The organism is Bacteroides sp. 1001302B_160321_D4 (assembly GCF_015667765.1).
In the GTDB taxonomy this organism is placed as follows: Bacteria; Bacteroidota; Bacteroidia; order Bacteroidales; family Bacteroidaceae; genus Bacteroides; species Bacteroides xylanisolvens.
On the sequence record NZ_JADPLO010000011.1, the window covers coordinates 56,556 to 71,472 of the forward strand.

Below are 14,917 nucleotides of genomic sequence, written 5' to 3' on the forward strand. Positions count from 1 at the left end.
CAACATAAATATCAGACTTAACTACTATTGGATATGAACGCTTGTAAGTTAGTGGGATTGCTTTTGCTGCTACTTTGGGGACATACTACTTTGTATGCTCAACAAGTGAGAACTGTGCGAGGAAGAGTGCAGACAGTGGAAGCCGGCAGTAATGAGAAGCGGGCATTACCATCTGCCAGCATTGTTATTTTGGCGAAAAGCGATTCTGCTTTTATCAAGGGAATAACAAGTGATAAGAATGGGCGTTTCGTTCTTAATTATCAACCGCAGAAGAAAAAGAAATACCTGTTAAAGGTCTCTTTTATGGGAATGCAATCTGTATACCGGGCACTGGAAGACTCTGTATTGGTGAATATCGGTACAGTGGTATTGAAAGATGATGATATTCAGATTAGTGAAGTGACGATAACGGGAAAATTGCAGGAAGTAGTGATGGAGGGAGATACTACGGTTATCAATGCTGCCGCTTTTAAAACTCGTGAAGGAGCTTATCTGGAGGATTTGGTGAAGCGTGTTCCCGGATTGGTATATAATAAGAAAGATAATTCGTTGACATACAACGGACAGCCCATCAGTGAAATCAATGTAAATGGCGAAGCCTTTTTCTCCGGAGATAAAAAGACGGCACTCGAAAATCTGCCGGCAGATTTGATTAGTAAGTTGAAAGTGTACGATAAAAAATCAAAAGAAGAAGAATTTACCGGAATTAGTTCAGGAGAAAAGAAATATGTACTTGACTTGCAGACTAAGGATGAATTGAATAAAACCTGGCTGACAAATGCCACTGTGGGATATGGAAACAATCAAAAGAAGGATTTGGAAGGGCAGGTGAATTATTTTAGTAAAGACGGGGAAAATCTTTCTTTCATAGGACGTTCCACCAACCGATATCAGAATAGCACTTACAAGGATAATATTAATAATTCGGTGGGAATGAATATGACTCATAAATTCGGAAAGAAGTTTTCTTTGACCGGAAGCATGAACTATAATCTCAATCGGAACGGAAATATTTCTTCCATGTATCAGGAGCAATATTTAACTGCTGGTAACCAATATTCTGCGTCCACTAATGAAGGTAACTCTAAAAGCCGGTCGTTCAATTCTAATATCATGGGTAGTTGGGAAGTGGATAAACGTACACGCATACATTTTAACGGTGGTTTCAGCTTTTCTCCTAACCGGAATGAAAGTAATAGCCAGAATGCTTCTTTTGACGCTCCTCCTAACGTCAATCATGAAAGCTTGTTCGATGATTTTGAATCGATTTCCCAAGATATCAAAGTAAATCGTAGTGAAAACCGGTCGCGTTCGGAAGGACAATCGAACCGTTATAATTGGATGATGGGGATTATGAGGCGGCTGAATGAAAAAGGTACAACTTTAGGATTGAACATTCAAAGTTCGGATTCTTGGGGGGATAATGAAAGTTTTTCGCTTTCAAAAACTACTTATTTCCGTCTTAAAGATAAGCAGGGCAACGATTCTTTACTTTATCGTAACCAGTATTTGAAGTCACCCCAGAAAAATAATTCGTGGCGGGTAGGGATTAACTTCACCCAACCTATCGGTAAGAAAATGCATATTCGTGCAGCGTATAACTGGAACACTCATTATGAACGCGATAATCGCGACACTTATGAATTGTCTTCTTTGGCGAAGTCGGATGTTTTTGGTGAGTTGCCTCCTGACTATGAAACTGGGTATGTAGATAGTTTGAGTAATCGAAGTCATAGTCGTACTAATGGACATGATCTGAATGTAGGCTTCAATTACTCTGATGATACATGGATGGTGAATGCATCATTAGGGATTACTCCGCAAAGGCGAACCATTGAACGGAAAATGGGGAAACTGTATGCGGATACCACTGTGCATACTATCGACTTTCAGCCTATGATATGGCTGGCCTGGAAAAAGAAAGAGGCACGAATTACTTTCAATTATGACGGTAGAACCCGGCAACCTTCTTTATCGGACTTAATGCCACTTACAGATAATAGTAATCCATTATATATTACTCGAGGGAATCCGGATTTGAAGCAAATGTTTGCTCATAGTATGCGTATAAGCTTTCAACATTCTAAAAAAGGCATATCTGCGAATCTTGGAGGACAGTTGGAACAGAATAGCGTTACACAAGTAATGATATATGATGCACAGACTGGCGGACGTGAGACATATCCTGTCAATATAAACGGTAACTGGAATGTGTATGGAAGTGCTAACTGGTGGAAACGTTTAGGACATTTCTCTTTACGGTTGGATATGAACGGTAATCATAGTAATAGTGTCAGCATGATTAATGAAGATAGAAGTCTTGAGCCGGTGAAAAGTACAACGCGTGACACCGGCTTGAATTGTGAAGCGAATGTTTCTTATCAGCCTGCCTGGGGAGGTATTGACTTCTCTACTTCCTGGAATTATCAGTATTCGCTCAACTCTGTGAATGATAACAATACGTATACACGTTATTATAATTTCCGTTTGGAAGGATATGTTGATCTTCCTTTGGGCATACAATTACGGACGGATGGGGCTTATACTTTCCGTAATGGTACAAATATCCGCAAAGGAGAAGATGATGAGATATTATGGAATGCGAGTGCTACCTGGAGGTTCTTGAAAAAGAAAGAAGCAGAACTGTCTGCTCATTGGGTAGACATTTTAGGAAAGAGGAAAAGTTATAACCGTATGGCGACTTCTGACGGCTTTTATGAGTATCGTACGCAGGAAATAAAAGGGTATTTCATCGTTACTTTCAAATATAACTTTCGTTTGATGATGTGATTTTTAGAAAAAAGTCGTATGTTTGCTACAGAACCATAAAACAAAATGTACTATGAGCGGTAATTATGTTATCAACATCGGTCGGCAACTAGGTAGCGGCGGAAAAGAAATAGGAGAGAAGTTGGCAGCCCGTTTGGGGATTGACTTCTACGATAAAGAGTTGATTAATCTGGCTTCTGAAGAAAGCGGGTTGTGCAAAGAATTTTTTGAAAAAGCGGATGAGAAAGCTTCGCAAGGTATTATTGGCGGATTGTTCGGCATGCGTTTTCCTTTTATCAGTGAAGGAGCTATGCCATGTAATAACTGTTTGAGTAATGATGCCCTGTTTAAAGTGCAAAGTGATGTGATTCGTCATCTGGCGGCAGAAAAATCTTGTGTCTTTGTCGGACGCTGTGCGGACTATATTCTGCGTGAACATCCCCGTTGTGCGAATGTTTTTATTTCGGCCTCTAAGGAAGATCGTATTGCGCGATTATGCGCCATGCATCATATTGATGCGGAAGCTGCAGAAGAAATGATAGAAAAAGCGGATAAGAGACGTTCGGAGTATTATAATTATTATAGTTATAAAACGTGGGGAGCAGCTGCTACTTATCACTTATGTGTCGATTCTTCTTCTTTGGGAGTTGAAGAGACAGTTCGGTTTATAGAAGAATTTGTAGTGAAGAAACTACAGCTTATATAATAGGCGTAGAAGAAGTCTATAAGAAAAAGAAATAAAGCCGGTATATTCCATTGAAGGATATGACCGGCTTTATTATTTATAAATAAAACATGATTTACATCATCGTTAATAATATCATCTGTCCCGTCAGAATACGGAGGAACATGGATAATGGGTAAACTGTAGAATACCCTACTGCCGGAGCATCTCCGGATGTTGTTTGATTGGCATAAGCCAATGCGGGCGGGTCGGTATTACTACCGGCTATCAATCCCATCAGGGTAAAGTAGTTTACCTTATAATATAATCTTGCGATAGCACCGATTATAAGCAATGGGATAACGGTGATAAGGAAACCACAACCTACGTATAGTAATCCGTCACCTTCGACTACCGTTTGCACAAAGTTGGCTCCGGCATCTATACCGACACTAGCAAGGAAGAGCACGATACCGATTTCGCGAAGCATCAGGTTAGCACTCATGGTGGTATAAGTCACTAAATGGAGCTTATGACCGAAACGTCCGATAAGAATAGCTACTACCAGCGGTCCGCCTGCCAAACCTAATTTCAAAGGAGTCGGCATACCGGGGAATGCTATAGGAAGGCTACCTAGGAGAATTCCTAAGAAGATACCAACGAAAATAGTCACAATGTTCGGTGTGTCCAAACGTTTTAACTGATTACCCAAAACACCTGCCACACGTTCAACTGCATCTTGCTGACCTACCACCATTACACGGTCACCTACCTGAAGTACCAGATTTGGATCGGCAAACAAGTCCATACCGGAACGGTTGATGCGGGTAACGTTCACTCCGTACATACTGCGAAAATGCATAGATCCTAAAGTCTTTCCGTTGATTTCCGGTTTAGTCACCAGAATACGGCGTGAAACCATGGGGAGGTCTTGTTTCTCCCAGTCGAGTTCCACTTCTTTACCGATAAATACGGTAATTGCAGGAGCATCTTCTTCTGAACAGACAATGAATAATTGATCCCCCATATTGAATATGGTTTCATGGTTGGGGATACTTACATGACCTTCATGACGAATACGGGAACAAACGAACTGGCGGCCTAAAAATTCCTTGATTTCAATCAAAGTTTTTCCGCTGATTGATTCATTGCGTACTTCCAGACTCATCATGTGAGGTTTGTGATGTGCATCTCCACTTTGGATTTTCAGACTTTCTTCCTCTTTAGCCATATTGACACGGAAGATGTAGCGGATAGCAATGATTGAACCGATAATACCTACCACCCCCAGCGGATAAGCACACGCATATCCCAGTGCGATTTGTGGACCAGTGTAATTAAGCTGGTTCAATGCTTCATTGGCGGCACCAAGTCCTGGAGTGTTTGTGACAGCTCCATAGAGGATACCTACCATCATTGGCAGTTCTACCCGGCCGTTCCAGAGGTAGTAAAGCCCCAGTGCAACGGCAATATTTAACACTACGATGCCTACAGCCAACAGGTTCAATGTCATTCCTCCTTTTTTGAAAGAAGAGAAGAAAGATGGCCCCACCTGAAGACCGATACAGAATACGAACAAGATCAATCCGAATTCACGGATGAAATGTAGGATGTGTGTATCGGCTGTGAAGCCGAAATGTCCCATTAGGATGCCGGCAAACAAAACAAATGTGACGCCCAAAGATACTCCGAATATCTTTATCTTGCCCAAATACACTCCGGCTGCCACTACAAATGCGTAGAGAAGCACGATGTGAGCTACGGAGCTGGGGTCCCACAATAAACTTTGTAACCAATCCATAATATAGCAGTTTTTATAATGTTTTTCTAAAAACGGGTGCAAAATTACTCATAACATTGGAGCAAATCAAATAAATGGAGAACTAAAAAAATAAAGAATGAAGAATTTCTATACAGATTCTATGCGAGAGTGAGAGGTGTGCGAATTTTCTATAAAAAGAAGTTTTGTTTTAACTTATTGGTTATATTTGCATGTCGAACAACAGACAATTAGAAAGAGATAGATAAAAATAAAGACAATATTAATCTTGTTTTAATTTTAGATAAACTATGGCAGACAAAAAAGAAAAACTCTTCTCAGACTTTTCTCCTGTCTCTACCGAACAATGGATGGAGAAGGTTACAGCCGACTTGAAAGGTGCTGATTTTGAGAAGAAGCTCGTTTGGAAAACAAACGAAGGGTTTAAAGTGAAACCTTTCTACCGGATGGAAGATCTGGAGGGTTTAAAAACTACTGATGCGCTTCCCGGAGAGTTCCCTTATCTGAGAGGAACTAAAAAAGACAACAATGAGTGGTTGGTTCGCCAGGAAATCAGGGTAGAATGCCCCAAAGAGGCCAATGTAAAAGCACTGGGCATCTTAAATAAGGGTGTTGATTCACTATCTTTCCATGTAAAAGCAAAAGAACTCAATGCGGAATATATCGAGACGCTGTTGAATGATATTCAGGCAGAGTGCGTTGAATTAAATTTCTCAACTTGCCAGGGGCATGTTGTGGAGTTGGCTAATTTGTTGGTGGCTTATTTCCAGAAGAAAGACTATGATGTGAAGAAGCTGAAAGGCTCTATCAATTATGATTTCTTCAATAAGATGCTGACTCGCGGTAAGGAAAAAGGGGATATGGTGCAGACAGCGAAAGCGTTGATCGAAGCTATCCAGCCGCTTCCTTTTTATCGTGTATTGAATGTAAATGCAATCTCATTAAACAATGCCGGTGCTTATATCTCTCAAGAGTTGGGTTATGCATTGGCTTGGGGTAATGAATACATGAATCAGTTGACTGATGCCGGTATTCCTGTTGCCGTAGTAGCTAAAAAGATAAAATTCAATTTCGGTATCAGTTCCAATTACTTCCTTGAAATTGCGAAGTTCCGTGCCGCACGTCTGTTGTGGGCAAATATCGTAGCTTCTTATAAACCTGAATGTCTGCGTGATTGCGATAATAAGGGAGCTAACGGTGAATGTCGTTGTGCAGCAAAAATGGCGGTTCATGCCGAAACTTCTACTTTTAATCTTACTTTGTTTGACGCACACGTGAATTTGCTTCGTACACAGACTGAAGCAATGAGTGCCGCTTTGGGTGGGGTCGATTCGATGACAGTCGTTCCGTTTGATAAGACTTATGAGACTCCGGATGAATTATCAGAACGTCTGGCTCGCAATCAACAACTATTGCTGAAAGAAGAATCTCATTTCGATAAAGTAATTGATCCGGCTGCCGGTTCTTATTATATTGAGAACCTGACTGTATCTATTGCTAAACAAGCGTGGGAACTTTTCCTTGCTACCGAAGAAGCAGGTGGTTTCTATGCCGCATTAAAGGCTGGTACAGTTCAGGCAGCAGTAAACGAAAGCAATAAAGCCCGTCATAAAGCAGTGGCACAGCGTCGTGAAATTCTGTTGGGTACTAACCAATTCCCGAATTTCAACGAAAAAGCCGGTGACAAGAAACCTGTGGAAGGAAAATGCTGCTGTGGAGGTGACTCTCATACTTGTGAGAAAGATGTGGATACATTGGTATTCGACCGTGCAGCCAGTGAGTTTGAAGCGTTACGTCTTGAAACGGAAGCATCGGGCAAACGTCCGAAGGCGTTCATGTTGACAATTGGTAATCTGGCGATGCGTCAGGCACGTGCGCAATATTCTTGCAACTTCCTGGCTTGTGCCGGTTATGAAGTAGTCGATAATCTTGGATTTGAAACAGTAGAGGCAGGAGTAGAGGCAGCGATGGCTGCGAAAGCTGATATTGTTGTCATCTGTTCTAGCGATGATGAATATGCTGAATATGCAGTTCCTGCTTTCAAGGCCTTGAATGGTCGCGCTATGTTTATCGTTGCCGGTGCTCCGGCTTGTATGGATGACTTGAAAGCCGCAGGTATCGAAAACTTCATCCATGTTCGTGTCAACGTATTGGATACCTTGAAAGAGTTTAACGCTAAACTATTGAAGTAAGATGAGAAAAGATTTTAAAAATATCGATATATATGCCGCATTTCAGCCTGCTAATGGTGCTGAATGGCAAAAGGCTAACGGTATCTCCGCTGACTGGAAAACACCGGAACACATTGAAGTGAAGCCTGTTTATACAAAAGAAGACCTCGAAGGAATGGAACATCTCGGCTATGCTGCCGGACTTCCTCCTTATTTGCGTGGTCCGTATTCAGTAATGTACACCCTTCGTCCCTGGACCATCCGTCAGTATGCCGGATTCTCTACTGCCGAAGAATCCAATGCTTTCTATCGCCGTAATCTGGCTTCCGGTCAGAAAGGTTTGTCAGTAGCATTTGACTTGGCTACTCACCGCGGTTATGACCCCGACCACGAACGTGTAGTGGGTGACGTAGGTAAAGCAGGTGTATCTATCTGTTCATTGGAAAACATGAAGGTTTTGTTCGATGGTATTCCTTTGAATAAGATGTCTGTATCCATGACGATGAATGGTGCTGTACTTCCGATTATGGCATTCTATATCAATGCCGGTTTGGAACAAGGTGCTAAACTCGAAGAAATGGCAGGTACTATCCAGAACGATATTTTGAAAGAATTCATGGTGCGTAATACCTATATTTATCCGCCTGCATTCTCTATGAAGATTATTTCTGATATTTTCGAATACACTTCACAGAAGATGCCGAAGTTCAACTCTATTTCTATCTCCGGTTATCACATGCAGGAAGCAGGTGCTACCGCAGATATTGAGTTGGCTTATACATTGGCTGACGGTTTGGAATATCTCCGTGCCGGAACAGCAGCAGGTATTGATATTGATGCATTTGCTCCGCGTCTTTCTTTCTTCTGGGCAATCGGAACCAATCACTTCATGGAAATTGCCAAGATGCGTGCCGCACGTATGCTGTGGGCGAAGATTGTGAAACAGTTTAATCCGAAGAACCCGAAATCACTGGCCTTGCGTACTCACTCACAGACTTCCGGATGGTCATTGACAGAGCAAGATCCGTTCAACAACGTAGGACGTACCTGTATTGAGGCTATGGCTGCAGCTTTGGGACATACCCAATCTTTGCATACCAATGCATTGGATGAGGCTATTGCTCTTCCGACAGATTTCTCTGCACGTATTGCACGTAACACACAGATTTATATTCAGGAAGAAACTTACATCTGCAAGAACGTTGACCCATGGGGCGGCTCTTACTATGTAGAATCTCTGACGAACGAACTGGCACACAAGGCTTGGGAACATATTCAGGAAATTGAAAAACTGGGTGGTATGGCGAAAGCTATCGAAACAGGTATTCCTAAAATGCGTATCGAAGAAGCGGCTGCACGTACACAGGCTCGTATCGACAGCGGTCAGCAGACCATTGTGGGTGTGAACAAGTATCGTTTGGAAAAAGAAGCTCCGATTGATATCCTTGAAATTGATAATACGGCAGTTCGTCTTGAACAGATTGAAAATCTGAAACGTTTGAAAGAAGGACGTAATCAGGCTGAAGTGGACAAGGCATTAGCAGCTATCACTGAATGTGTGAAGACCGGCAAGGGTAACTTGCTTGAACTGGCAGTTGAAGCAGCTCGTGTTCGTGCTACTTTAGGCGAAATTTCTTATGCGTGCGAACAGGTTGTAGGACGTTATAAAGCAATAATTAGAACTATATCAGGCGTGTATTCATCAGAAAGTAAAAACGATAGCGACTTCAAGCGTGCTTGTGAACTGGCAGAGAAGTTTGCGAAAAAAGAGGGACGTCAACCTCGTATCATGGTTGCAAAGATGGGACAGGACGGTCATGACCGTGGTGCCAAAGTAGTAGCAACGGGTTATGCGGACTGTGGTTTTGACGTGGATATGGGACCGTTGTTCCAGACTCCGGCTGAAGCTGCTCGTGAAGCGGTAGAAAACGACGTTCATGTAGTAGGTGTTTCTTCACTGGCTGCCGGTCATAAGACATTGGTTCCGCAGATTATTGAAGAACTGAAGAAACTGGGACGTGAAGACATTGTGGTGATTGCCGGTGGTGTTATTCCTGCACAGGATTATGACTTCCTGTATAAGGCAGGTGTAGCTGCTATCTTTGGTCCGGGTACTCCGGTGGCGAAGGCTGCTTGTCAGATTTTGGAAATTCTGATGGATGAAGAATAACTTCTGAGATTCTTTAGAATCTTATAATATTCCCACCTTTTAGACTTGTTTTGGTTTAAAAGGTGGGATGTTTTTTTTGTTTGCATCCATTGCCTGAAATTAATTTTGCCTATATTTGCCCCGGGTTTCATAGTAAAAGACTCGACAGATGAACGAAACGATAGCAGAATTGGATATCCGTTTTGAGCAGTTTTATGCCGCTAACTTCCCTCGTGTGAAGAACTTTGCGAAGTTGTTGACCAAGTCGGAGGAGGATGCGGAAGACATTGCCCAGAATATATTTCTTAAGTTATGGACACGTCCTGAACTTTGGCAAGATCAGGAAACCATGACTGGTTATCTCTATACTGTGACTCGGAATGAAATATTCAACCTGTTCAAGCATCAGAAGGTAGAGCAGGAATATGAAGACAAAGTTTTGAAAGCCCAGTTGTTGGGTGAACTTTGTGACGAAGATTCCTCCCTGTTAGAAAATCTATACTATAAAGAAGTATTAATGCTTATTAGGATGACACTCAGTCAGTTGCCTGATCGCCGTAGACGGATTTTTGAGATGAGCCGTTTTGAAGGACTTTCTCATAAAGAAATAGCAGATAAACTGCAAATCCCCTTGCGTACCGTAGAAGATCACATCTATAAAACATTGACGGAACTCCGCAAAGTGTTAATGTTTGTTATTCTATTCCGTCTTTTCCCGTAGTTGTCCTTGCTGAGTAGTGATATTTACGTAAGCGTTTCTAAACAGAACAATAAATATCACCTTATGAAGAATTATATTCGCGATGTAATCGACCGTTATATCAATCACGACTATCCGAAAGAAGTCGATCAGGATTTCCGTACATGGCTGACCGACGAAGAACGTGCCGATGAAAAAGATCATGAACTCAATCAACTTTGGGAAGCTACCGAATCGGCAACGACTTCCGGCTACCGTCATTCTTTGGAACGGATGCGTGAACTGACAGGCATCGGAACGAGGCGCAGGATACATTCTTTACGTACTCATCTGGTAGTGTGGCGCGTAGCGGCAGCTTTGTTGATTGCATTTTCTTCCGTTTCTATCTATCTGGCTTTGCAGAACCGGCAGGCACCAGATTTGTTGCAAGCATATATTCCTACCGCCGAGATGCGGAACATCACTTTGCCGGATGGTACGCAGGTATTGATTAATTCCCAAAGCACTTTACTTTATCCACAGCAATTTAAGGGTGATACCCGTTGTGTGTATCTTGTGGGAGAAGCCGGCTTCAAGGTGAAACGTGACGAAGAGCATCCTTTTATCGTGAAGTCCTCGGACTTTCAGGTGACGGCACTCGGAACGGAATTCAACGTGACAGCCTACCCCGACGAAGAGGAAGTGACAGCTACCCTGATTTCCGGAAAAGTGTTGGTAGAGTACAATAATCAGCAGGGGCAGGAGATCTTGAAGCCGAACGAGCAACTGGCTTATAACAAACGTACCCGCTCCGGAAACGTACTTCATCCTGATATGCAGGATGTCACTGCTTGGCAACGTGGCGAAATCGTTTTCCGCAGTATGACATTGGAAGAAATCTTCACCCGTCTCGAACGCAAATACCCTTACACCTTTGTTTATAGTTTCCGTAGTCTGAAAGAAGACCGGTTCAATCTTACTTTCGGGCAAAATGCTTCTATGGAAGAAGTGATGGATATTATCGCTCGTGTGACGGGAAATCTGGACTATAAAATAGTGGGAGACAAGTGCTATATTTCAGGCACCGGGGAAGGGCGTCTCCGGCACCGATGAAGATAGGCTCCGGTACCGGGGAAGACATGCTTCGGCACCGGGGAACAAAATAGAACTTGTAAACACTGAATATTAACCTTAAAATACATTGAGCCTATGCGGAAAAAATATCCGGGAGAAGCTGCAACCTTCCCCCGGATGTGAAATCGAAATTCTTACTATTAGCGTTAACCAGACGCTACTAAATTCGAGAATCTAACTTTATCTGTATAAACTAATACTAAGAAGATGCAGCAAATTTATGAATTTATAGCCAATAAGCAGGCAATCAGTCGAGTATTTATGCTTTTTTTGTGCTGTCTGCTCCTTTCTACCCCTACTTTTGCTCAAAGTAGTAATGCCCGGATTACGATCCATAAGAAAAACATATCGGTCATCGAGGCATTGAAAGAAGTGGAAAAACAAACGAAACTGTCCGTTGGTTACAACGAGTCGCAGTTGAAAAACAAACCCTCCATCGATTTGGCGTTGGAAAAAGCCACGTTGGAGAACTCTCTCACGGAAATCCTAAAAGGTACAGGATATACGTATCAGCTCAAAGGAAAATATGTCATCATCGTTCCACAAGAACAGAAAGCAACCGAAACTGCTTCCACCAAACGTATCACCGGACGCGTACTGGATGATAGCGGAGAACCGTTGATTGGTGTCAATGTACGTGTGGAAGGTACAAGCATTGGAACTATCACAAACATAGACGGTAACTTTTCGCTCGAAGCTCCTGCAGGAAGTGTGTTGAGTATCAGTTATGTAGGTTACACTCCACAGACGGTAAAAGTAACCGGACAGAATACATATAGCGTGCAACTGGCTTCGGATACAAAACTGTTGAGTGAAGTCGTTGTAACAGCACTTGGCATCAAACGCGAGCAGAAAGCATTGAGCTACAACGTACAGCAAGTAAAGTCCGACGAACTGACCCAAATTAAGGATGCTAATTTTGTAAACAGCCTGAATGGTAAAGTTGCGGGTGTTACTATCAATACGAGCTCTTCCGGTGTCGGTGGGGCAAGTAGAGTGGTGATGCGTGGAACAAAGTCTATTGAACAGAGTAGTAACGCCTTGTATGTGATTGACGGTATTCCGATGTATAATTTCGGTGGCGGAGGAGATACGGAATTTGGTTCAAAGGGAGCTACCGAGGCCATTGCTGATATTAATCCGGAAGATATAGAAAGCATTTCCGTACTGACTGGAGCGGCAGCTGCCGCCCTTTATGGTAGTAATGCGGCAAACGGTGCGATTGTGATTACTACAAAAAAAGGACAGGTAGGTAAGCTGCAAGTAGGTGTATCAAGTGGCATCGAATGGTTGAATGCTTTTAAGATGCCCGAGTTCCAGGACCGTTATGGTACAGGTAGTAATGGTAAAACAGGAAATTCCAATATTTATAGCTGGGGACCGAAGTTAAACTCGGCTGCTCAAACAGGATATGAGCCGGATGATTTTTTTGATACGGGTGCGGTATATACAAATTCCGTTACGTTGTCTACCGGAACGGATAAAAATCAGACTTTCTTTTCTGCGGCTGCCGTCAATTCGGCAGGGATGGTTCCCAACAATAGGTATAACAGATATAATTTCACTTTCCGCAATACGACCAGTTTCTTGAATGATAAGATGAAACTGGATGTAAGTGCAAGCTATATTCTTCAGAACGACCGTAATATGACCAATCAGGGGCAGTACTCCAATCCGTTGGTTTCTGCTTATCTTTTTCCTCGCGGGGATGATTTCTCTATAGTGAAGAATTTCGAGCGTTGGGATGAAGCCCGGAAAATTAGCGTACAGTTTTGGCCGCAGGGCGAAGGTGACCTTCGTATGCAGAATCCTTACTGGATTGCCTACCGTAATCTCCGTCTCAACAATAAGAAACGCTATATGGCTTCAGCAGGTTTGAGTTACCAGATTCTTGACTGGCTGAATGTGGCAGGGCGTGTCCGCATCGACAATACTCATAGCGAATATGAAGGCAAGCTTTATGCAAGCAGTAGCAACACGCTGACTGACGGTAGTTCACAAGGCCATTATACAGTAAACAACGGACAATATTCGCAGACTTATGCCGATGTGTTGGTGAATATTAATAAACGTATTCAGGATTTTACGATTGTAGCCAATATCGGTGCCAGTTATAGTGGAGTGACTAGTAAGGAATTGGGCTATGCGGGGCCTATACGAGAAACTGGTATTCCTAATCTGTTCAATGTTTACGACCTTGACAACGCAAAAAAACGTGCTACGCAGGTGGGTTGGCGCGAAGCGACCGAATCTATTTTTGCCAGTGCCGAAGTAGGGTGGAAAAGTATGCTTTATCTCACCGTTACAGGACGTAACGACTGGGCTTCGCAGCTGACACATTCTCCGCAGGCTTCATTCTTCTATCCTTCCGTAGGGCTTTCGGCTGTCATCACTGAAATATTGAAACTGCTTGATTGGGTGGATTATCTTAAAGTACGTGGATCGTTCAGTTCCGTAGGTAATCCTTATCCTCGTTTTCTTACCTATCCTACTTACTCGTATGATGCCAATAAGCAGGACTGGAAATCGCAGACGAATTATCCCATTGGTAAACTATACCCCGAGCGTACTGACTCATGGGAAGTAGGTCTGGATGCAACCCTGTTTAAAGATTTCAAATTGAGCGGATCTTTCTATTACGCCAATACTTATAATCAGACATTTGATCCTCGGCTTCCTGTTTCGTCAGGATATGACAAATTGTATGTACAGACCGGATATGTACGCAACTATGGTTTCGAGGCTATGTTGTCTTATGGGCATCGTTGGGGAGATTTCGGCTGGGACAGCAGCTTTACTTTCTCGGCCAACAAGAATGAAATCGTCGAACTAGTGAAGGATTATGTTCACCCGGAAACGGGCAAAACTTACAACGTCGATAAACTGGAACTCAAAACCGATGAAGGTCGCGGATTCGGAAAGGCGAAATTTATCCTGAAGGAAGGTGGTACGCTGGGCGATCTTTATACCCATGCCGATTTGAAGCGTGATATTAACGGTAATATCCTGATTGACGATAGCGGCAATGTGACAGCCATCGACAATGCCGGTGACATAAAGTTGGGAAGCGTACTTCCTAAGGCAAATTTAGCCTGGAATAATAGCTTCTCTTATAAAGGTATCAATGCCGGTTTCTTGTTGACAGCCCGTTTGGGCGGAATCGTTTATTCGGCAACACAGGCTTATCTTGATCTTTATGGAGTATCTGAAACATCTGCTGCCGCGCGTGATGCCGGAGGAGTATGGATAAATGGCCGTAGCCGCGTGAATCCGCAAAGCTTCTATGAAGTGGTAGCATCGCAGAGCGGATTGCCTACCTACTATACTTATAGTGCTACCAACCTGCGTCTGCAGGAGGCACATATCGGTTACACCGTTCCGCGCCGCTGGCTGGGCAATGTTTGTGATATCAATGTATCCCTTGTGGGGAGAAATCTCTGGATGATCTACTGTAAAGCTCCTTTCGATCCTGAAGCAGTAGCTACTACGAACAACTATTATCAGGGAATCGACTACTTCATGATGCCGAGTACCCGGAATATAGGATTTAACATAAAGATTAACTTCTAAA

At 42.9% G+C, this 14,917-nt stretch carries 8 protein-coding genes; 7 read left to right on the forward strand and 1 reads right to left on the reverse strand.

The genetic code is table 11. The features are described 5' to 3' along the window. The first annotated feature begins 33 nt into the window (after positions 1-33). Both KFO40_RS06580 and KFO40_RS06585 read left to right on the forward strand, forming a co-directional pair. Positions 34-2,790, forward strand: a complete 2,757-nt coding sequence (locus KFO40_RS06580) for an outer membrane beta-barrel protein (RefSeq protein WP_008024845.1) — start codon at positions 34-36, stop codon at positions 2,788-2,790. 52 nt (positions 2,791-2,842) lie between these two features. Next, the gene (locus KFO40_RS06585; protein ID WP_004313556.1) at positions 2,843-3,475 is read left to right on the forward strand and encodes an AAA family ATPase; all 633 of its coding nucleotides are present in this window, start codon (positions 2,843-2,845) and stop codon (positions 3,473-3,475) included. Between the two features lie 94 nt (positions 3,476-3,569). Here the strand turns inward: KFO40_RS06585 and KFO40_RS06590 are convergent, their stop codons facing one another. Then, entirely contained in the window at positions 3,570-5,234 is a 1,665-nt protein-coding gene (locus tag KFO40_RS06590) for a putative transporter (RefSeq protein WP_008641106.1), read from the reverse strand. A gap of 269 nt (positions 5,235-5,503) precedes the next feature. Between KFO40_RS06590 and mutA the strand changes: the two genes are divergently transcribed. The 5 genes from mutA to KFO40_RS06615 all read left to right on the forward strand — a co-directional run bounded on the left by mutA (position 5,504) and on the right by KFO40_RS06615 (position 14,916). After that, positions 5,504-7,405 carry a methylmalonyl-CoA mutase small subunit gene (gene mutA, locus KFO40_RS06595; RefSeq protein ID WP_211146208.1) on the forward strand — a complete coding sequence of 634 codons (1,902 nt, stop codon included), beginning with the start codon at positions 5,504-5,506 and terminating at the stop codon, positions 7,403-7,405. A gap of 1 nt (position 7,406) precedes the next feature. Further along, positions 7,407-9,554: a methylmalonyl-CoA mutase gene (scpA, locus tag KFO40_RS06600; RefSeq protein WP_008641116.1), complete on the forward strand. Its 2,148-nt coding sequence runs from the start codon at positions 7,407-7,409 to the stop codon at positions 9,552-9,554. Between the two features lie 148 nt (positions 9,555-9,702). Continuing rightward, a complete protein-coding gene (locus tag KFO40_RS06605) occupies positions 9,703-10,254 on the forward strand; it encodes an RNA polymerase sigma-70 factor (RefSeq protein WP_151923564.1) in 552 nt (183 codons plus the stop codon). A 63-nt stretch (positions 10,255-10,317) separates the two neighbouring features. After that, positions 10,318-11,325, forward strand: a complete 1,008-nt coding sequence (locus KFO40_RS06610; RefSeq protein WP_004313561.1) for a FecR family protein — start codon at positions 10,318-10,320, stop codon at positions 11,323-11,325. Positions 11,326-11,553: 228 nt separating this feature from the next. Next, entirely contained in the window at positions 11,554-14,916 is a 3,363-nt protein-coding gene (locus KFO40_RS06615) for a TonB-dependent receptor (protein ID WP_211146209.1), read from the forward strand. Position 14,917 lies beyond the last annotated feature (1 nt).